General features: G+C 69.5%; 15 protein-coding genes and 2 pseudogenes. 11 read left to right on the top strand and 6 right to left on the bottom strand.

Annotated features, from left to right (window positions below):
- The first annotated feature begins 38 nt into the window (after positions 1-38).
- Both ABD104_RS01680 and ABD104_RS01675 read left to right on the top strand, forming a co-directional pair.
- The gene (locus ABD104_RS01680; RefSeq protein ID WP_087840066.1) at positions 39-938 is read left to right on the top strand and encodes an ABC transporter permease; all 900 of its coding nucleotides are present in this window, start codon (positions 39-41) and stop codon (positions 936-938) included.
- A gap of 31 nt (positions 939-969) precedes the next feature.
- Positions 970-1,976: pseudogene (locus ABD104_RS01675) on the top strand (TauD/TfdA family dioxygenase).
- Between the two features lie 19 nt (positions 1,977-1,995).
- On the opposite strand, the gene ABD104_RS01665 reads toward ABD104_RS01675, so the two are convergent.
- The 3 genes from ABD104_RS01665 to ABD104_RS01655 form a co-directional block, all read right to left on the bottom strand.
- Entirely contained in the window at positions 1,996-2,934 is a 939-nt protein-coding gene (locus ABD104_RS01665; RefSeq protein ID WP_087840064.1) for an ion transporter, read from the bottom strand.
- Between the two features lie 54 nt (positions 2,935-2,988).
- The gene (locus ABD104_RS01660) at positions 2,989-3,321 is read right to left on the bottom strand and encodes a four-helix bundle copper-binding protein (protein ID WP_087840063.1); all 333 of its coding nucleotides are present in this window, start codon (positions 3,319-3,321) and stop codon (positions 2,989-2,991) included.
- Between the two features lie 67 nt (positions 3,322-3,388).
- A complete protein-coding gene (locus ABD104_RS01655; protein WP_087840062.1) occupies positions 3,389-4,282 on the bottom strand; it encodes a ketopantoate reductase family protein in 894 nt (297 codons plus the stop codon).
- A gap of 364 nt (positions 4,283-4,646) precedes the next feature.
- Here ABD104_RS01655 and ABD104_RS01650 point away from each other — a divergent pair, with 364 nt between their 5' ends.
- Positions 4,647-6,551, top strand: coding sequence for an ABC transporter ATP-binding protein (locus ABD104_RS01650; protein ID WP_087840061.1), 1,905 nt, complete (start codon positions 4,647-4,649; stop codon positions 6,549-6,551).
- Between the two features lie 21 nt (positions 6,552-6,572).
- On the opposite strand, the gene ABD104_RS01645 is transcribed toward ABD104_RS01650, so the two are convergent.
- Positions 6,573-7,136, bottom strand: a complete 564-nt coding sequence (locus ABD104_RS01645; protein WP_243724339.1) for a LysE family translocator — start codon at positions 7,134-7,136, stop codon at positions 6,573-6,575.
- 95 nt (positions 7,137-7,231) lie between these two features.
- On the opposite strand from ABD104_RS01645, the gene ABD104_RS01640 reads away from it, so the two are divergent.
- Together ABD104_RS01640 and ABD104_RS01635 are read left to right on the top strand one after the other, a co-directional pair.
- The gene (locus ABD104_RS01640) at positions 7,232-7,825 is read left to right on the top strand and encodes a LysE family translocator (RefSeq protein ID WP_087840059.1); all 594 of its coding nucleotides are present in this window, start codon (positions 7,232-7,234) and stop codon (positions 7,823-7,825) included.
- 5 nt (positions 7,826-7,830) lie between these two features.
- Positions 7,831-8,214, top strand: coding sequence for a nuclear transport factor 2 family protein (locus ABD104_RS01635; RefSeq protein ID WP_343927047.1), 384 nt, complete (start codon positions 7,831-7,833; stop codon positions 8,212-8,214).
- Between the two features lies 1 nt (position 8,215).
- Here the strand turns inward: ABD104_RS01635 and ABD104_RS01630 are convergent, their stop codons facing one another.
- Positions 8,216-9,154 (bottom strand): LysR substrate-binding domain-containing protein, encoded by a 939-nt coding sequence (locus ABD104_RS01630; RefSeq protein WP_087840057.1) that lies wholly within the window; start codon positions 9,152-9,154, stop codon positions 8,216-8,218.
- 193 nt (positions 9,155-9,347) lie between these two features.
- Here ABD104_RS01630 and ABD104_RS01625 point away from each other — a divergent pair, with 193 nt between their 5' ends.
- Complete coding sequence (locus tag ABD104_RS01625) at positions 9,348-10,547, top strand: low temperature requirement protein A (RefSeq protein WP_087840056.1); 1,200 nt, start codon at positions 9,348-9,350, stop codon at positions 10,545-10,547.
- Positions 10,548-10,578: 31 nt separating this feature from the next.
- The gene (nhaA, locus tag ABD104_RS01620) at positions 10,579-12,411 is read left to right on the top strand and encodes a Na+/H+ antiporter NhaA (protein WP_176400789.1); all 1,833 of its coding nucleotides are present in this window, start codon (positions 10,579-10,581) and stop codon (positions 12,409-12,411) included.
- Between the two features lie 7 nt (positions 12,412-12,418).
- Here the strand turns inward: nhaA and ABD104_RS01615 are convergent.
- Positions 12,419-13,548 (bottom strand): annotated as a pseudogene (locus ABD104_RS01615) (M28 family peptidase).
- Positions 13,549-14,057: 509 nt separating this feature from the next.
- On the opposite strand from ABD104_RS01615, the gene ABD104_RS01610 reads away from it, so the two are divergent.
- The 4 genes from ABD104_RS01610 to ABD104_RS01595 all read left to right on the top strand — a co-directional run bounded on the left by ABD104_RS01610 (position 14,058) and on the right by ABD104_RS01595 (position 19,478).
- On the top strand, positions 14,058-15,155 hold the full coding sequence (locus ABD104_RS01610; protein WP_087840053.1) for an NAD(P)/FAD-dependent oxidoreductase: 1,098 nt from the start codon (positions 14,058-14,060) through the stop codon (positions 15,153-15,155).
- 107 nt (positions 15,156-15,262) lie between these two features.
- Positions 15,263-15,673, top strand: coding sequence for a DUF2946 family protein (locus tag ABD104_RS01605; protein ID WP_087840052.1), 411 nt, complete (start codon positions 15,263-15,265; stop codon positions 15,671-15,673).
- A 94-nt stretch (positions 15,674-15,767) separates the two neighbouring features.
- Positions 15,768-17,966, top strand: a complete 2,199-nt coding sequence (locus tag ABD104_RS01600) for a TonB-dependent receptor (protein WP_338619181.1) — start codon at positions 15,768-15,770, stop codon at positions 17,964-17,966.
- A 9-nt stretch (positions 17,967-17,975) separates the two neighbouring features.
- Complete coding sequence (locus tag ABD104_RS01595) at positions 17,976-19,478, top strand: PepSY domain-containing protein (protein ID WP_338619100.1); 1,503 nt, start codon at positions 17,976-17,978, stop codon at positions 19,476-19,478.
- Positions 19,479-19,495: the final 17 nt, after the last annotated feature.

The raw sequence follows: 19,495 nt of genomic DNA, 5'->3' as shown, positions 1-19,495 counted from the left end.
GCGTCCTCCCGCATGCCCGCCGCCCTACGGAGCTGAACGTGGAAGTCCTGAACACCTTCTATCACCTCGTCCCCATCACGGCCGTCCAGGGATTGCTGTATGCCTTCGTCGCCATGGGCGTGATGATCCCCTTCCGGCTGCTGAACGTGCCCGACCTGACCGCCGAGGGCGCCTTTCCGCTGGGCGGCTGCCTGGTCGCGGCGTTGATCACGGCGGGACTGCACCCGCTCCTCGGCACCCTGGCGGCGGCCGGCGCGGGCTTCCTGGCCGGCGCCGTCACCGCGCTGATCCACCTGAAATTCCGCGTCCATTCGCTGTTGGCCGGCATCCTGACCATCACCATGCTGTGGAGCGTCGACCTGCGTGTCATGGGCAAGCCCAACACCCCCCTGTTCGGGCTGCCGAACCTGTACGACTGGATAGACCCGGCCATCATGCAAAGCCTGGCGCTGCAGGGCGGACTGCTGCTGGCGGCGCTGGTCGTGCTGGTGCTGCTGCTGTGGTGGGGCCTGCACACCGACGTCGGCCTGGCCCTGCGCGGCGTCGGCGCCAACAGCCAGCTCGCGCCGGCGCTCGCGGTCGACTCCACGCGCTACATCGTGTTCGGCCTGGGGCTGGCCAACGCCATCACCGCCGCGGCGGGCGCGCTGCTGGCCCAGAGCCAGGGCTACGGCGACGTCAACATGGGCTTCGGCATGCTGATCAACGGCCTGGCCGCGCTCATCATCGGCGAGGCCATCATCGGCCGCCGCACGCTGCTGCGCCAGCTGTGCGCGCCGGTGGTCGGCTCGCTGCTGTACTACCAGCTCAGTTCGCTGGTGCTGTCCTTCGGACTGATGCCGTCCGACCTCAAGCTGGTCACCGGCCTCTTCGTCCTCGCCACCATAGGCTGGCCCATCCTCAGGGGCCGCGCCCGCGCCGGCTCCATCGCCGGATGAGCCCTCCGTCCACCCCACACAGGAGCCACCCATGACGGAAATGCTGCAACAGCCCTATACCGGCCCCAGCGCCTGGACCCGCCCCCAGATGGAGGCCGACAAGAGCTGGATCTACACGCTGTCGCCGGCCGAGGTCGACGAGATCCGCGGCGCGGTCGCCGCCGCCCGGGCCACGGGCAAGCCGCTGGAATCCATCTCGCGCGCGGACTTCCCGCTGGCCGGCCTGTCGGACCGGCTGGCGGCGCTGGGCGAGGAACTGGAGAACGGTCGCGGCTTCGAGATGTGGCGCGGCCTGCCGGTGGAAGACTGGAGCCTGGAGGAGCGCAGCATCGCCTACTGGGGGTTGGGACAATACCTGGGCGACGCGGTGGTGCAGAACGCGCGCGGCGAGCTGTTCGGCCACGTGCGCGACACCACGGCCGGCGCCGACCCGCAGACCAATGCCAACACGCGCTTCTACCACACCAACCGCGCGGCCCCGTTCCACGTGGACGGCGCCGACATCGTCGGCCTGATGTGCGTGCGCACCGCCAAGGCCGGCGGCGCCAGCCTGGTGGTCAGTTCCACCAGCATCTACAACGCGCTGCTGCGCGACCACCCCGACATGATTCCGCTGCTGTACGAGCCACTGTGGTTCGACCACCGGGGCGAGCGCAACCGGTCACCGGCCAGCCCTACTGGGTCACGTCCATCTGCGGCTGGACCAACGGCAAGCTGTCCATGATGTACCTGCGCAACTTCATCGAATCGGCGCAGCGCTACGAGGGCGCGCCGCCGCTGACCGAGCGCCACCGCAAGCTGCTGGAGCTGATCGATCACTACGCGGAATCACCCGAACTGTGCCTGTCCATGGAGTTCCTGCCCGGCGACATACAGTGGCTGAACAATCACATGACGCTGCACTCGCGCACCGAATTCCTGGACTGGGAAGAGGACGAACGCAAGCGCTGGCTGATGCGCCTGTGGCTGAACCGGCGCGAGCGCAACCGCTACACCGACACCTACGGCTACTACGGCATCGCGCCCGACGCGAAATGAGCGCCGGGGTGCCCGAGCCTCAGCGCTCGCGCCCCGCCGGCTCCAGCGCGGCGCCGCAGTGCTTGCAATAGTTCGCATCATGGTCGAGGCCCGGCGTCAGGCATGCCTGGCAGGTACGGGCCGCCGCCCGGCGCCGCGCGCTTTCGGCCAGCGTCATCTCCATGGTCACGATACCGGTCGGCACGGCCAGGATGCCCCAGCCCAGCAGCATCATGACCGAGGCGATGAACCGCCCCAGCGCCGTATGCGGCGTGATGTCGCCGAACCCCACCGTGGCGATGGTGGAGATCGCCCAGTAGACGCCCACGGGAATGCTGGTGAAGCCGTACCGCGGACCTTCCACCACGTACATGATCGTACCCATGACCAGCACGATCAGCAGCACCACCGACAGGAAGACCATGATCTTGCGGGACGAGGCGCGCAGCGCCCGGCCCATCATCAGGTACTCCTCGGTGAAGAGGCGCAGCTTGAACACCCGGAAGATGCGCAATAGGCGCAGCACGCGTATGCCGATCAGGAAAGCCAGGTTGGGGGCCAGCAGCGCCGCGTAGGTGGGCAGGAAGGCCAGCAGGTCCACCACGCCGTAGAAGCTGGTCGCATAGCGCAAGGGGCGCCGCACGCACAGCAGCCGCAGCACGTACTCGATCGTGAACAGGACGGTGAAGGCCCATTCGAGGGGGCCGAACAGCCCGCCCAGGCGCTGCGACAGGAAGGCCACGCTGTCGGCCATGATCACGGCCAGGCTGGCCAGGATGGCCACGAACAGCAACTGGTCGAATCGCTTGCCGGCGGCCGTGCCGGTTTCGAACATCACCGCATACAGCGACCGCCTCCATCCCTTGTCCGGCCTGCCGAAGGCTTCGGCGATGTCGTGCTCGCGCTTCGTCGATGGAGTGTCCTGGACCACGCCCGCTCCCGCGCCAGGCGCGGTCCGGCGGCCCGCACGCTCTGGCATGGGGAATCATAGGATAAGCGCCGGGCACCCGCCAAGGCGCCCGGGGCCGCCGGCTCAGGCCGCCATGCGCTCGCAGGCATCGGCGCAGCTACGGCAGTCGGCCGCGCACTGGTCCATGCCGTCCAGGCCGTCGCAGCTGTCGGCGCACTGCCGGCAGATCGAGGCGCAGTCGGCGCACACGTGGCGATGCTGCGGAACGCCGATCAACATGAAATGAGCGGCGATGCGGCATATCTCGGCGCACGCCATCATCAGGCGGAAATGGGGCGGCGCGACGTGCGCCCCGCCCCGCTCCAGGCAATGGTTCATGGCGGAACCCAGGCAGGACTGGTAGCAGCGCAGGCAGGCGTCCACGCACACCTGCATTTCCTTGGGTACGGCATTCATCGTTCACCTCCGGATAACGTCCATGGGCAGCCCTGCCCGGCAGCACGTTCCGTTCCCGGAGCCGATCTCAGCCCCTGCGCGACTCCAGCAGCTTCACCAGGCTGTGGAGCATGCGGTTGGCCGGCGTGGGCACCCGCAGCTGGCCGCCCTTGCGGACGATGTAGCCGTTCAGGTGATCGATCTCGCTCGGCTTGCCGCGCGCGAGGTCCTGCGCGGTGGACGACAGTTGCGTAGGCATCGTGCGGCTGATGCGCAGCACCGCCTCCCAGGTATCCCCCGGCACCGCCACGCCGGCGGCGGCCGCCACCGCCAGGCACTCGTCCACCACGTCGCGCATGGCGTCCAGCACCCCTTCGCCCTCCACCAGCCGGCCATAGGGCAATTGCGTCGCGGCCGACAAGGCGTTGTAGGCGCAGTTCAGGATGAGCTTGGCCCAGAGCTCGCCCATGGCATTGCCTGACACCGTGGCCGGGATGCCGGCGGCGCTCAGGACACCGGCCGCCTCGTCGCTGCGGGGCGACGGCCCCAACACGAGTTCGCCGCGCCCGTGATGGCGCACGTGCCCCGCGCCCGCCATCTCCACCGCCACGTAGACCACGGCCGGAACCACCGGCTGCGGCAGCAGGGCCTGCAGGCGCTCGGCGTTGTCGACCCCGTTCTGCAGGCTGAGCACGACGGCGTCGGCATCCAGGTGCGGGGCGACCTGCCGGCCCGCGTCCTCGGTGTCGGTGGACTTCACGCAGAACAGCAAGAGTTTCGCGCCGGCGACGTCCGCGGGATCTTCGCTGGCCCGCGCCGGCACGTGCCCTTGAAAGGACTTCGTCTCCAGCAAGAGGCCTTGCCGCCGGACCGCCTCCACGTGCGCGGCGCGGCCCACCAGCACCACGTCGTGGCCGGCGCGGGCCAGTATCGCGCCGTAGTAGCTGCCGACCGCGCCGGCTCCCATCACTGCTATCTTCATGTCCACCTCTGCAACTGGAGTCATTCGTTCCGGCAGGCCATGCCGCAGCACAAGTGTATGCCGGCGGCCACATTCGCCCGCCTGCGCCATTGCCCCGCCCGGGCACGGGCTGCTAGACTTTATGTTCGGCTTTTTGCCATCACTTTCACAACCCATCCAGGAGACGCAAAATGATCAATACGCGCATCGTCGTCTCCGGACCGGCTCCCCGGCACCTCTAGGTTGCCCCCGCGGGCGGTTTTCCTGCCTGCAATCACTCCCGGACGGTTTCCTGCCCTGCGCACGCCACAAGCGCGCGATGGCCCGTCCGTTTCCTGTTCCGACTTTGGAGACCCCGCTCCACCGCGAGCCGGGGCTGTCGCAAATGGCATCGAAGAAACTCGACTTCCGCGGACAGTCCTACAAGGACGTCCTTGGCTTCACTTTTCGCCACTGGGCCGAACAGCCCTGGCGCATCCTGACCATCATCGTCGCGGTCCTGCTGTCCACGCTGGCCAGTGTCGTGACGCCGCTGTACGCCGGCCGCCTGGTCGATGCCGTGGCCTCCGGCGCAGCCAGCGACACGGCGGCCTGGCAGGCCGCCATCACCGCATTCTGGATACTGGCCGCGCTGGGCGTGGGCGCCACGCTGCTGCGCCAGGTGGTATTCCTGAGCCTGACCTTCCTCACGCTCAAGATGATGAGCAAGATCGCGGGCAACGCCTTCCATCGCGTGCAGCGCTTCTCGACCGACTGGCATGCCAACAGCTTCGCCGGCTCCACCGTGCGCAAGATCACGCGCGGCATGTGGGCGCTCGACCTCCTGAACGACACGCTGCTGGTCGCCCTGCTGCCGTCCCTGGTCATGCTGGCGGGAGCGACCGTCCTGCTGGGCGCCACCTGGCCGCTGATGGGCGCGGTCATCGGCCTGGGATCGCTGCTGTACGTGGCATTGACGGTCATGTTGTCGCTCGGCTTCGTCGCGCCCGCCGCGCGCCTGGCCAACGCCTGGGACACACGCATGGGCGGCGCGCTGGCCGACTCCATCACCTGCAACGCGGTGGTCAAGGCCTTCGGCGCCGAGGACCGCGAGGAAACCCGCCTGGCGCGGGTGATCCGCAAGTGGCGCATGCGTACCCGGCGCACCTGGGTGCGCGGCACGATCAACGGCGGCGTCCAGGGCGCGATGCTCGTGCTGATGCAGGCCGCCATCCTGGGCACGGCGCTGCTGCTGTGGTCGCGCGGGCAGGCCAGCGTGGGCGACATCACCTTCGCGCTGACGACCTTCTTCATGTTGCAAGGCTACCTGCGCGACGTGGGCATGGACATCCGCAACCTCCAACGCTCCATCAACGACATGGAAGAGCTGGTCGCGCTGGAACGCCAGCCGCTGGGCATCGAGGACCGCCCGGGGGCGCCGGACATCGCCATCGGCCCCGGAGAGATCCGCTTCGAGCACGTGGACTTCCGCTACGGCACCCACGACACGCCGCTCTACCGCGACTTCTCGATACGGATCGCGCCGGGCCAGCGGGTTGGCCTGGTCGGCCACTCCGGTTCGGGCAAGACGACGTTCATCAAGCTGATCCAGCGCCTGTACGACGTCAGCGGCGGCCGCATCACCATCGACGGCCAGGATATCTCCGCCGTGCGCCAGGCCTCGCTGCGCCAGCAGATCGCCATCGTGCAGCAGGAACCCATCCTGTTCCACCGCTCGCTGGCCGAGAACATCGCCTATGCCCGGCCTGACGCCACGCGCGCTCAAATCGAGCGCGCCGCGCGACTGGCCAGCGCCCATGACTTCATCATGGCCCTGCCCCACGGCTACGAGACCCTGGTGGGCGAGCGCGGCGTCAAGCTGTCCGGCGGCGAGCGCCAGCGCGTCGCGCTGGCTCGCGCCTTCCTGGCCGATGCGCCCATCCTGATCCTGGACGAGGCCACCTCCAGCCTGGACAGCGAAAGCGAGGTGCTGATCCAGCAGGCCATGGAACGCCTGATGGAAGGCCGCACCACGCTGGTCGTGGCGCACCGGCTGTCCACCGTCCGCGCGCTCGACCGCCTGCTGGTGATGGACAAGGGCCGCGTCGTCGAGGAAGGCACGCACGAGGCGCTGATCCGCATCGAGGACGGCGTCTATCGCCGGCTGTTCGAGAAGCAGGCCCTGGAACTGACCAAGGGCCTCTTGCTGGACGGCAATGCGTTGCGCCGCGCCGACGACGAGGACTGGCTGGCCGATCCGGACTCGCTGGTCGAGGATCCGGCCGATGCGCCGATGCCTCCGGGCAGGTAGTCCTTCCGCCGGGGCTGCCCGCTAGCGGCGTGCCTCGGTGGCCATGCGCACGGCCAGCCCCGCCAGCACCGTGCCCATCAGCCACCGTTGCACCACCAGCCACAGCGGGCGGCGCGCCAGGAAGGTGGCGATCGAGCCAGCCATGATGGCCACCGTGGCGTTGATGCTGATGCTGATCGCGATCTGCGTGGCGCCGAAGGCGAAGGACTGCGCCAGCACGCTGCCCTGCTCGGGCCGGATGAACTGTGGCAGCAGCGACAGATACATCACCGCGATCTTCGGGTTCAGCAGATTGGTCAGGAAACCCATCGCGAACAGCTTGCCGGGGCCGTCGCGTGGCAGCTCGCGCACCTGGAACGGCGAACGCCCGCCCGGCCTGACCGCCTGCCATGCCAGGTAGAGCAGGTAGATCGCGCCGCCCGCGCGCAACGTATCGTAGGCATAGGGCACCGCCATGACCAGGGCGGTGATGCCCAGTGCCGCGCACAGCATGTAGAACACGAAGCCCAGGGCCACGCCGCCCAGCGAAACCAGCCCGGCGCGCGGCCCCTGCGAGAGCGAACCCCGGCGCGCCGCAAAACTCAACGCCGCCTGAAAAAATCTCGCTGGCCGGCGCCGGGCACCGCGGGCCAGAATGCGCAACGGGGATCCGTCCCGCGATCCCGGCACGAAGAAGCACGATGGAGAACAGCCTTTTGCTCGGCCTGGTCAGCTACGTCTGCGTGATGTCCATCACGCCGGGGCCCAACAACGTGATGCTGATGTCCTCGGGCCTCCTGTTCGGCTTTCGCCGCACCTGTCCGCACATGCTGGGTATCCCGCTGGGCATGATCGCGCAACTGTGGCTGGTGGCAGCCGGGCTGGGCGTGCTGTTCGCAATGGAGCCCGGGTTGCAGCTGGCGCTGAAGGCAGCAGGCAGCCTTTACCTGCTGTGGCTGGCCGCCAGATTGTGGCGCGCCGCCGAAATGGAGGAGGCCCGCGCGAGCCGGCCCATCACGCTGCTCCAGGCCGTGGTCTTCCAGTTCGTCAATCCCAAGGCCTGGCTGGCCGCGGCCACCGCCATAGCGGCATTCACGCCGCCGGGCGGCGGCTACCTGTCCCACCTGCTGGTGATCTGCCTCGTGTTCGTCGCGGTCGGCCTGCCCTGCATCGCGATCTGGGTCGGCTTCGGCGCCGCGCTCAAACCCTGGCTGCGCCGCCCCGGCGTGGCGCTGCGGATCAACCGCGCCATGGCCGCCCTGACCGGGCTCACCATCATCCTGTTCTGGATATAGCAGACATGACCACCTTGTCCCGCAGCCAATTGCAAGCCCACGCGCACGCCTGGATCTCGGCCTGGAACCGGGCCGACGTGGATGCCGTCCTGGCCACCTTCGCCGAGGATGCGGAGTTCACCAGCGCCCTCGCCCTGCCTTACGCCGGCACGAGCCGGGTGCGAGGCAAGGCCGCGCTGCGCCGCTACTGGGAAGCGGCCTTGGCCGACCGCCCCGGGTTGAGGTTCGAACTCGTGGCCGCCATCTGCGACGAGACGGCCCAGGTCCTGGTGGTGCACTACGTGGCGCTCCAGGGCGGCAGGCGGACGCGCGCCTGCGAAATCATGCAGTTCCAGGACGGCGTCCAGGTGCGCGGCGAGGCCCTGTACGGCGCTCCCGATTCCACCTGACTCATCTGCCCGCGCAGGCCAGGCTGTCGTCCGTCTCGCCTTCCCCCGACGGCTCTGCCCGCATGGCCGCCGCCTGGGCGTGCAGCCACCGACTCAGGTTCCCCAATCTGCGGTCTTCCCGCAGTGCCGGCGGATAGACCAGATGGAAGCCCATGCCCACGGGCATGCGGTGCCCGAACACCGATTCCAGCCGCCCCGCGCGCACGCCGGCATCGGCCAGTTCCGCCACCGCGATCGCCACGCCCGCGCCATCGGCCGCCGCCTGCAGGGTCAATCCGCCCGAGTCCACCAGCGTGACGCATGCGGGTTCGAAGCGGCCGGCCGGCAAGCTGTCCGTCCAGTCCCGCCAGCCAGGGCAATGCCGCGACACGAACAGATTGGATGCGCGCAGCGCCCGCAGCCTTTCGCGCGGCGTTCCCCCGACATGGCCGGGCCGGGCGTACAAATCCACCGATGCCTGGAACAACCGCTCGGCCACCAGCCCCGGCCACTGCCCCGCCCCCAGCCAGATACCGGCGTCGGCCTCCCCGGCGGCAAGGTCCACGCCTTCCTGGGTGGTCGATATCTGCAAGGAAAAGCCATGGCGCTCGAAGGGATAGCGCGCCAGGCGGGGCGACAGCCATTGCGTGGCGAACGAGGGCAGCATGTCCACTCGCAACGGTCCTTCCCGCCGCTCGCTGCGTACCGCGGCGACCGCTTGCGCGATGTGATCGAACCCCTGGCTCAGCCCTGGCCCCAGCCTGCGGCCGGCCTCGGTCGGCTCCAGCCGCGCACCGATCCGCTTCAACAGTTGCACCCCCAGCAGTTCCTCCAGCGCCCGAAGCTGGTGGCTGACGGCCGACGGCGTCACGCCCAGCTCCGCCGCGGCCTCCTTGATCGAGCGGTGGCGGACCGCGGCCTCGAAGGCTCGCAAGGCGTTGAGCGGAACGGGGATTCTCATGGGCGATGCTCCTTGGCGCGGCCGGCGCAAGCGGCCCCCATGCCGCGACGGAAGTTGTGCTAAGACAACAACCCCGCCTGATCCTCGGGCGCGAAGTCAGGTCCCGTGGCGCGGCGCGGGCGTTTCCGGCTATCTTAAACCGCGTGTCCGACCCCGACCGGCTGGCCTCCCGCACCGGCCGTCCCGCCCCGCCATGTCATCCGCTCCCCATCGCCATCCTCTCCTGCGCCACCGCGACGGGCACCATGCCCGCGTCACCTTCGAAGAATTGTTCTTCGACCTGATCTACGTCTTCGCCGTCACGCAGATCAGCCATCAACTCCTGCACCACCTGACGCTCACCGGCGTGATCGAGTCGCTGATCCTCTGGCTGGCCGTGTGGCTGGGCTGGCAGTACACCTGCTGGGTGACGAACTGGTTCGACCCGGAAACGCCGCGCATCCGCGGCCTGCTCTTCGCCACGATGCTGCTGGCGCTGTGCATGGCGGCCAGCCTGCCCGAGGCCTTCGGCGACCGGGCGCTGCTGTTCGCCGGGTCCTATGCCGCGATGCAGGTGGGCCGGACCGCGTTCATCGTCTGCCAGTTGCCCGCCGGCCATCCGCTGGCCGCCAACTACCGGCGCATGCTGGGGTGGCTGGTCATCGCCGCAGTCTTCTGGATCGCCGGGGCGATGGCCGAAGGGCATGAGCTGCGCGCGCTGCTGTGGCTGGTCGCGGTGCTGTGCGAATACGGCTCGCCCATGTTCGGCTTCGCCCTGCCGGGCATGGGCCGCTCCCATACCCGCGACTGGACCATCGAGGGCGGCCACCTGGCCGAACGCTGCCAGTTGTTCGTGATCGTGGCGCTGGGCGAGACGCTGCTCGCCACCGGCGTCATGCTGGCGAACACCGAAGCCTGGAACGCGGCCATCGTCTCCGGCGTCCTGGCCACCTTCCTCGGCACCCTGGCGATGTGGTGGCTGTATTTCGGCACCTCCAGCAAGGATGCCACCGAGGCCATCACGAGCTCGGACGACCCCGGCCGCATCGGCGCCTATTTCCACTACATCCACGCCATCCTCGTGGCCGGCATCATCGTCACCGCCGTCGGCAACGATCTCGTCATGGCCCATCCGCATGAAGCCCTCGGGACGGCACAGGTCGTCGTGCTGGTGGCCGGTCCGGCCATCTACCTGCTGGGCAGCGCCATCTACAAGAAAGTCGTCTACGGTTCCATCCCGGGGTCGCACCTGGCCGGCGCGGTGGCGCTGCTCGTGCTGGTGCCCGTGGGCTATGCCGCGACGTTGCTGGCCATGGGCTGGCTGACCACCGCGGTCCTGACGGCCGTGGGCCTGTGGGAGACGCGCAGGCTCAAGCAGAGGCGCGCCCGGCAACCCGCGCCGCAGGCCCACTGAGCAGGCCGAGCCACTCCACCCAAGGAATCACGTGTCCGAAGAGAGCTTGACCGCCAGGCTGGAGCAACCGGTGGACGACAGCCGGGACCACGTCCTCGGCCCTGCCGATGCCGCCATCACCCTGGTCGAATATGGCAGCTACGCCTGCCCGTACTGCCGGGCCGCCAACGAACGCATCGCCGAAATCCGGCACCAGTTGGGCGACCGGCTGCGCTACGTATTCCGCCACTATCCGCTGCCGGGCAGCGACATCGCGCGCCGCGCCGCGGAACTGGCCGAACACGCGCGCGACGCCCGCCAGTTCTGGGACGCCCACGTCACGCTGATGACGCATTCGCGCACGCTCTCCGAGGAAGACCTGTCCCTGGTCGCGGGCCAGCTCGGCATTCCGCCCGCCGGCGCGCGGCAAACGGCCGACGACGAGGCGGCCCGGGCCCGGGTCGATGCCGACGTCGCCGGCGCCCGGGCCAGCCGGGTCATGGTCACGCCCACCTTCTTCATCAACGGCCGCCGCTACGACGGCCCCTGGGACGAAAGCTCGTTCACCGACGCCATGCTGCGCACGCCGGGCCATCGCCTGCGCAGCGTGGCGCAGGACTTCGCCGGCTGGGCGCCCTCGGCCGGCGTGCTGCTCCTGCTGGCGGCCGCGCTGGCGGTCCTGCTGACGAATTCCGGCCTGGGCGAGTCCTTCGCCGCGCTGTGGGAAACTCCCCTGGCGATCTCGTTCGGGCAGGCCGGCTTCGGCATGTCGCTGCTGCACTGGATCAACGACGGCCTGCTGACGATCTTCTTCCTGGTCGTGGGGCTGGAGATCAAGCGCGAGTTCACCGTCGGCCACCTGGCCAACCTGCACTCGGCCGCGCTGCCGGTGGCGGCGGCCCTGGGCGGCATGCTCGTGCCGGCGCTGGTCTACAGCCTGATCGTTCCCGCCGGGCCGTGGTCGCACGGCTGGGGCGTGCCCATGGCCACCGACACGGCCTTCGCCATCGCCCTGATCGCGATGATGGGCAGCCGCGTCCCCACCGCGCTGCGGGTGTTCCTGACCGCAGCGGCCATCGTCGACGACATCGGCTCCATCGTCGTGGTCGCGCTGTTCTATTCCGGTTCGCTGAACCTGGGCTACCTGGCCGCCGCCGCGGCCCTGGTGGGCGTGCTGGCCCTGCTCAACAAGGCCCACATCTACCGCGTCGCGCCCTATGCGCTGACCGGCATCCTGCTGTGGGCCTGCGTCCATGCCAGCGGCCTGCACGCCACCATGGCCGGGGTGCTGCTGGCCATGTTCATCCCGACGCGGCCGCCTCCCAACCTGCCCACGCTGGTGGCGCAGGCCGATGCCATCCTGACGGCCGAGGCACGCCGCAGCGGAGAAGTTCTGCGGCAGGGACCGTCGCTGCCCGCGCTGGCCGCGTTCGATGCCATCCATGACCGCCTGGAATCGCCCGCCGACCGGCTGCTGCGCACGACCGGCGCGCGCTCCAGCTATGTCGTGCTGCCGCTGTTCGCCCTGGCCAATGCCGGCGTGGCGCTGGCGCCCGACGTGCTGTCCAGCCATGGCCAGCTGTCGCTGGCCATCATTGCCGGGCTGGTCCTCGGCAAGCCGCTGGGGCTGGTGTCGGCCTCGGTCATCGCCGTCCGGCTGGGCATCGCGCGCAAGCCCGCCGATTATTCCTGGCGCCAGTTGGTGGGCGCCGGGGCGCTGGCCGGCATAGGCTTCACCATGTCCCTGTTCATTTCCGGGCAGGCCTTCCCGGTGGAAACCGACTTCGCCGCGGCCAAGGTCGCGGTCTTCATCGGCTCCATCCTGTCCTCGCTGATCGGCGTGGCCGTTCTATGGGGCGCCGGCCGATCGTCGTCCGAAGGCTGACGCGCGGCTAACGCAGCGCGGGCAGGTGCCGCGGCCGCATATCGGCCGGCGGCGTGTAGGCGGCGCGCGTCGAACGCCGGGCGCCGTCCGCCGGCGCGGCCCGCAGGATGCCCTGCAGATCGTTGGCATGGTGCAGCGTCGCCGCCGCCACCGCCCGGCTGTTCAACGCCAGCGCGGCCGGGTCCAGGTTCGACAGGTCATCGCAGGCGGCGTGGTAGCAGGGATCGAACGTGATGCCGGCGGTGCCGCCCCACAGCGCCACATCCGCCTCGGTCTTGATCTCGTCCACGCCCGAGGAAACGCCGCCCGCGGGGATGCCCAGCGCGATGAACGGGCCGTAGTCCGAACGGCCGTCGAACGGCGTTCCCTTGAAGGGCGTGTTCTGCATCGCGTAGAAGCGCTCGAAGGTCCGCTCGATCACCTCGGAGCCGGCCGGTCCCGGCCCGTCGCTGCGGCCATCGGAGTTGTCGCCGTCATAGATGAAATACCCCGGGTTGGGCGATCCGATCATGTCGAAATTCAGGTACATGGCGATCTTCGCCAGCGCCTCGGGCGCCAGCTTGCCGACGTAGTCGGCCGAACCCAGCACGCCGTCCTCTTCGGCGCCCCACAGGGCGAAGCGCAACCGGTACCGGGTCGGCGTGCGCGCAGTTGTACCGCGGTCTCGAGCACGGCCGCCGATCCGCTGCCGTTGTCGTTGATGCCCGGGCCTGTCGATACCGAATCCAGGTGCGCGCCCACCATGACCACGTGGTTCTCGTCGCCGCCGCGGCCCTCGGCGATCAGGTTGAAGGTGGTCCCGGGCTCGCGCCGGGTCGAGGCCGCCACCCGCAGCACCAGGCCGGGCGTGGCGATCAGTTGCCGGCCCAGCGCCTGGGTCGTCTCAAGCACCGGGACCTCGATGCCCAGGCTCTGTCCCAACGCGCCGTGGACCATGCCTTCGGCATTGTTGTAGACCACGACGCCCGCGGCCCCCGCCGCCACGGCAAGGCCGATCTTCTGGTCGAAGCTGCAATCGCCCCGTTCGATCAGGGCGATACCGCCCGCCGGGAATCCGGCATAGTCCCGGGCGGCACAGCCACGGCTGCCCACGGCGTGCGCGCCGGCCGAGACGTCGCCCGATCCGGAATAGGTCATGACCCCGTGCTCGATATCCATCGCCGGTAGCGGCCCCACCTGGCGCAGCAGGCTCCCGCCGAGGTCCCCGTACCGGACGAAATCGAAGGGCTCGCGCGTGACCGCATAGCCGGCGCCGCGCAGCACTTGCTCGGCATAGGCCGCCGAGGCATCGTACCCGGGCGATCCCGAGGCGCGGTGTCCCGCGTTCGCCTCTGCGATGCGCGCGAACTCCCGCAGATGGGCCATGACGCCGTCGAGCGTCATGCAGGCCAGCAGCTTGTCTTCCGTGTCGTTGACCTGGCGCGCACAGGCGGTCTCGGGCGCGACGGCGCCGTCGCCGCCGCAGCTGGCAAGCGCCAGCACCGCGGTCGCCAGCGCCGCCAGCCGGGCCAGGCGCGGTTTCATGATCAGCAAAGCCAATGGAGCGTCCTTGAAGAAACGACGGCGATCGTAACAGAAGGTATCCGGACGACATAACGGCCGTGAATTACGATGTCTGCTTCCGGAAGAAGACGAGACGCCCGCTGATGGAACAAGTCGATTGCATCGTCATCGGGGCCGGCGTGGTGGGCCTTGCCATCGCCCGCGCGCTGGCCGCCCGGGGCCTGGAAACCATCGTCCTGGAGAAGGAGCTGGGGATAGGCACCGGCACCAGCTCACGCAACAGCGAGGTCATCCATGCCGGCATCTACTACCCCCCGGGCTCGCTCAAGGCCGGGTGGTGCGTGCGCGGCAAGCACCTGCTCTACGAATACTGTGCCCGGCGAAGCATCCCGCACCGGCGCTGCGGCAAGTTCATCGTGGCCACCTCGGCCGGCCAGGTCGAGGTGTTGGAGCAGTTGCGCGCGACCGGTCGCGCCAACGGCGTCGCCGAACTCGAGATGATGGCCGCCGGCGCGGCGCGCCGGGCCGAGCCCCAGCTGCACTGCGTGGCCGCGCTGGACAGCCGCAGCACGGGCATCGTCGATAGCCATGCCCTCATGCTGTCATTCCAGGCCGACTGCGAAGCGGCCGGCGGCATGCTGGCCTTCGGCTCGCCCGTGGCCGGCGGGCAGTGCGGCGCCGACGGCATCACGCTGCAGGTCGGCGGCCCGCAGCCCATGGAAGTGCGCGCTGGCATCGTGGTGAACGCCGCCGGCCTGCATGCCCAGGAAATCGCCGCGGCCCTGCATGGACCCCACGCTTCGCGCATCCCGTCCGCGCATCTGGCCAAGGGCAACTACTACAGCCTGGCCGGACGCTCCCCTTTTTCGCGCCTGATCTATCCCGTGCCCGAACCGGGCGGGCTGGGCGTGCACCTGACCCTGGACCTGGGTGGGCAGGCCCGTTTCGGCCCCGACGTCGAATGGGTGGACCGGGTGGACTACCGGGTCGATCCGCGCCGCGCCGATGCGTTCTATGCCTCGATCCGCCAATATTGGCCGGCCTTGCCCGACGGCGCGCTGCAACCAGGCTACGCCGGCATACGGCCCAAGCTGTCGGGCCCCGGCTCGCCCGCGGCGGACTTCATGGTCCAGGGACCGGCCGACCATGGCGTGCCCGGCCTGGTCAATCTGTACGGCATCGAATCGCCGGGATTGACCGCGTCGCTGGCCATCGCCGAGGCAGTCCTGGCGCGCCTCTGATCGCGGACCGCGGATTGACGCGATCGGATTTCCTGCCCATACTCCCGGCGTTTCGCAGGCCATCCGGCCTGTCCGCCCGGGCGTCGGGCACCAGCCTTCACTCAAGCATGCATCGGCCATCCCTCCGATTCTCCAGGCAGGACCGCCATCGCGGCATCGCGATGCTGGTGCTGCTCGCGCTGCTCTGGGGAATGCTGGCGCCGGCCATCGCCAAGACGCTGGCTCGTCCCGCCGATACCTGGGTCGAGCTTTGCAGCGTCTACGGCCCGAAACTGGTCAAGCTGTCGGACGACGGCTCCAGTCCGTCGCGGGACGATTCGGCCACGACGTCCGCCGACTGCCCCTATTGCCGGCTCCATGCCGCCGTCGCGCTGCCGACCCCCAGCGGGGGGCCCGTCCTGGCAGGCCTCGTCGTCGCGGCCGAGGCACCGGCGCTTCCCCCCGCTCCGCTCCTGGGCACGGCGCCGATCTCGCGCCCGCCTCCCTCTCGCGCTCCACCCTTCACGTCCGCTTCCTGAACCCGCCCGGCCTGCCCGCGTGGCAGTGCCGTTTCGTCCTGCCGCGTCCCGCGCGGCCGACCAGGAGTCGTTCGTGTTCCCTCCCGTTTCCCCGATGCGCCCGGATGCGCATCGCGCCGCCACGCGTCCATCCCTGCCCGGTTCCTTGTGCGCCGGCCTGCTCGCCACCTGGCAGACGTTTGCCGTCCCCGTCCACGCCCAGGCGGTTCCTGAACATGCCCTGCCCACGATCGAAGTCAGCGACGACGCCGACACGCCCAACGGCAAGCTCAACCTCGACACGCCGGCCGCGGCCGCCAGCAATCTCGGCCTGACCGCCCGCGAGACCCCCGCCTCGATCACCGTGGTCGATCGTGCCACGATCGAGGCGCGCGGCGCGCAGAACACCCAGGAGATCCTGCGCGCCATCCCCGGCGTGACCGCCCACGACGCCCCCGGCAACGTGGGCGTGAGCTACCGCGGCTTCGGCACCGGTTCCATCAGCCAGTTGTTCAACGGCATCAACGTCCAGTACTCGATCGCCGCCCGCCCGGTGGACAGCTGGATCTATGAACGCGTCGAAGCCATCGGCGGACCATCCAGCTTCCTGTTCGGCGCAGGCGCGGTGGGCGGATCGATCAACTATGTGACCAAGCTCGCCAGGCGCGAAGACATCACGCAAGGCCAGTTGCGGCTGGGCGGCAACGGGCTCAAGGAAGCCTCGGCCGGACTGAACCGGCGCATCGCCGGCGACGCCGACGGCCCCGGGCACTACCTGCGCCTGGACCTCAACCATCGCGGCGGCGACAGCTGGGTGGACGGCACGGGCACGCGCGCCACGCAGCTCGCGGCATCGGTGCTGTCCGACTTCGGCAACGGCTTCACCCACACCCTGGCCTACGAGTACCAGCACGAACACGTCGACCGCCCCTACTGGGGCACGCCCCTGCTGAACCCGATCGCCGGCACCGCGCGCATCGACGACGGCACCCGCTTCAAGAACTACAACAGCGCCGACGGGGTATACATCCAGCGCGTGCAGTGGCTGCGCTCCATCGCCGAGTGGCGGGCCAGCGACAAACTGCAATGGCGGAACACCTTCTACGTGTACGACGCCCTGCGCGACTATCGCAACGTCGAGAACTATCGCTTCAACGCCGACAACTCGCAGGTGATACGGTCGAGCGCGCTGCTGCAGCGCCACGACCAGCACCTGGTGGGCAACCGCGTCGACGGCATCTACCGCGGCGGGATCGCCGGCCTGAAAAGCGACTGGGCCTTCGGGATGGATGTCAGCGTGAATCGCCAGACGCGTTTCCCGAACAGCCTGTCCGGCACCATCGGCACGGTCGACCCATACGGCTTCGGCACCGAGCGTTTCTTCGACATACCCGGCATGTCGCCGGGCTTCCGGCCCGACCGCGACAACAAGGTCCGCACTCTGGCCATCTATGCCGAAAACCGAACCGCTCTGCGTCCCGGCCTGCACCTGGTCACGGCGCTGCGCCACGAACGCATCGAGCTCGACCTGACCAACCGGCGAGAGGTCAACGCCGCCAATCCGGCCGGGTTCCGCCGCAGCTATCACCCGACCACGGGCCGCGTCGGTCTGGTCTGGGACGTCACGCAGGACGCGGCGCTCTACGTCCAGTACGCCACGGCGGCGGATCCGCCCTCGGGCGTGCTGTCCACCGCATCGTTCGCGGACGTCCGCAACAACAGCGAACTGACCTCCGGCCGCCAGGCCGAGGTCGGCGGCAAGCTGGACTTCTGGGAAGGCAAGGGAACCGCCACGCTGGCCGCCTATCGCATCTCGCGCCGAAACATCGCCAGCCAGGACCCGAACGACAGCAGCCTGACCGTGCTCGTGGGCGAGCAGTCTTCCCGGGGGCTGGAACTGGCCGTGGGACTGCAGCCCGACCGGCGCTGGTCCATCCAGGGCAACGTCGCCTACGTCGACGCGCGCTACGATGACTACACCCAGGGCGGCGTGTCGCTGGCGGGCAAGCGTCCGACCAACACACCGGCCACGGTCGCCAACCTGTGGGTGTCCTACGCCGTCACGCCCGCGCTGAAGGCCACCGTCGGGCTGCGCCGTGTCGGCCGCGTGTACGCCGATGCGGCCAATACGGTGTCCTGGCCAGCCTATCTGCTGGTGGACCTTGGGATGAGCTACCGCATCGATCGCCGCACCGCGATCGTGGCGCGCATCCGCAACCTGACCGACAAGGTCTATGCCGCCAGCATGACGCCGACCATGGCCTACCTGGGCGCCCCGCGCACCGCAGACGTCAGCCTGCGGATCGCGTTCTAGGAGACGGCCATGCGTTCACGCCTCAAGCGCTGGCTCTATCTGCTGCACCGGTGGCTGGGCATCCTGGTGTGCGCGTTCTTCGTGATGTGGTTCGCCTCGGGCGTGGTCATGATGTATGTCGGCTACCCCAAGCTCACCGCGGCCGAGCGCCTGCGCCACCTACCCGCGCTGGATCCCGCGGCGCCCTTGCTCGGTCCCGCCCAGGCCCTCGCGGCGGCGGGCATCGCCTCGATGCCGAAAGACTTGCGGTTGTCGGCGGCCAGCGCTGGCCGGCCGGTCTACCTGGCCACGCTGTCGGATGGCTCCCGGGCCGGCACGCCCGTGGCCATCGACGCCGCGACCGGGACGATGCTGCGGCCAATCGATGCGGCGCATGCCGTGGCCAGCGCCGCCGCCTACGCCGGCGGTACCGTCCAGGCCCACTATGCCGGCCAGGTGGACGAGGATGCGCATACGCACTCGCGCGCCCTGGACCCGCACCGGCCGCTTCACCGTGTGCAACTGGACGACGACGCGGGCACGCTGTTGTACGTGTCCAGCCGCACCGGCGAAGTGGTGCGCGACGCGACGCGCACCGAGCGCGTCTGGAACTACGCGGGCGCGTGGATCCATTGGCTCTATCCTTTCCGCGGCAATCTTTTCGACCGCCACTGGGCCGCCATCGTCGACGGCCTGTCCATCGCGGGCATCGCCGTCGCGCTCACCGGCACCGCCGTCGGACTGCTGCGCTGGCGCTTCTCGCGCCCCTACCGCAGCGGTTCGCGTTCCCCTTACCGGGCCGGCATGATGCGCTGGCACCACCTGGCGGGACTGGCGTTCGCGCTGACCACGCTTACCTGGATCTTCAGCGGCTTGATGTCCATGAATCCATGGGGCCTGTTCAGCAGCGGCCGCGGCGGCCCCTCCGTGGCCGCGGTATACGGCGACACGGGTACGATGCCCGCCGGCACGGCCTCCGTGCAGGCGCTGCTGGCCGGCGGCGACATCCGCGAGTTGCGCTGGGTCCACCGCCTGGGGCGCGAAGTCGTCCTGGCCTATGGCCCGGCCGGCTGCCCCGCGCTGCTCGACCCCCGGACCGCGCAGGCCGTGCGCCTGGACGCCGCGGAACTGCGCCATGCGGCGGCGGGACTCATGGCAGCTCCCCTGGCCCGCATCCAGGTGCTCGACCGCTACGACCTCCACTACTACGACCGCGCCCCGCACACCATGACGGGCGGCGGTGACAAGCCGCTGCCGGTCTGGCGCATCGAGTTCGACGATCCCGAGGCGACCTGGGTGCACCTGGACCCGTACACGGGCTCCGTCCTGAACAGCACCGACCGCTCGCGCCGCGCCTCGCGCTGGCTGTTCGCCATGCTGCACAGCTGGGACTGGCTACCCCTGCTCGAGCGCCGCCCGCTATGGGACGCGATGATGATCCTGTTCAGCCTGGGCGGTCTCGCGTTGAGCGCCACGGGCCTCGTCATCGGCTGGCGCCGGCTGCGCGTGTCCTGGCATAGCTCGAAAGCTTGACAACAAGGCCCGACCGC

The organism is Pigmentiphaga daeguensis (assembly GCF_039523035.1).
Lineage (GTDB): Bacteria > Pseudomonadota > Gammaproteobacteria > Burkholderiales > Burkholderiaceae_B > Pigmentiphaga > Pigmentiphaga daeguensis.
This window is presented reverse-complemented; position numbering and strand designations above follow the sequence as displayed.

What these genes read in the sequence shown, in the direction of transcription:
- ABD104_RS01610 (WP_087840053.1), top strand. Translation starts at nt 14,058, where the DNA reads ATGGAACAAGTCGATTGCATCGTCATCGGGGCCGGCGTGGTGGGCCTT.
- ABD104_RS01630 (WP_087840057.1), bottom strand. Translation starts at nt 9,154, where the DNA reads ATGAGAATCCCCGTTCCGCTCAACGCCTTGCGAGCCTTCGAGGCCGCG.
- ABD104_RS01600 (WP_338619181.1), top strand. Translation starts at nt 15,768, where the DNA reads ATGCGCCCGGATGCGCATCGCGCCGCCACGCGTCCATCCCTGCCCGGT.
- ABD104_RS01655 (WP_087840062.1), bottom strand. Translation starts at nt 4,282, where the DNA reads ATGAAGATAGCAGTGATGGGAGCCGGCGCGGTCGGCAGCTACTACGGC.
- ABD104_RS01635 (WP_343927047.1), top strand. Translation starts at nt 7,831, where the DNA reads ATGACCACCTTGTCCCGCAGCCAATTGCAAGCCCACGCGCACGCCTGG.
- ABD104_RS01665 (WP_087840064.1), bottom strand. Translation starts at nt 2,934, where the DNA reads ATGCCAGAGCGTGCGGGCCGCCGGACCGCGCCTGGCGCGGGAGCGGGC.
- ABD104_RS01595 (WP_338619100.1), top strand. Translation starts at nt 17,976, where the DNA reads ATGCGTTCACGCCTCAAGCGCTGGCTCTATCTGCTGCACCGGTGGCTG.
- ABD104_RS01640 (WP_087840059.1), top strand. Translation starts at nt 7,232, where the DNA reads ATGGAGAACAGCCTTTTGCTCGGCCTGGTCAGCTACGTCTGCGTGATG.
- ABD104_RS01605 (WP_087840052.1), top strand. Translation starts at nt 15,263, where the DNA reads ATGCATCGGCCATCCCTCCGATTCTCCAGGCAGGACCGCCATCGCGGC.
- ABD104_RS01650 (WP_087840061.1), top strand. Translation starts at nt 4,647, where the DNA reads ATGGCATCGAAGAAACTCGACTTCCGCGGACAGTCCTACAAGGACGTC.
- ABD104_RS01625 (WP_087840056.1), top strand. Translation starts at nt 9,348, where the DNA reads ATGTCATCCGCTCCCCATCGCCATCCTCTCCTGCGCCACCGCGACGGG.
- ABD104_RS01660 (WP_087840063.1), bottom strand. Translation starts at nt 3,321, where the DNA reads ATGAATGCCGTACCCAAGGAAATGCAGGTGTGCGTGGACGCCTGCCTG.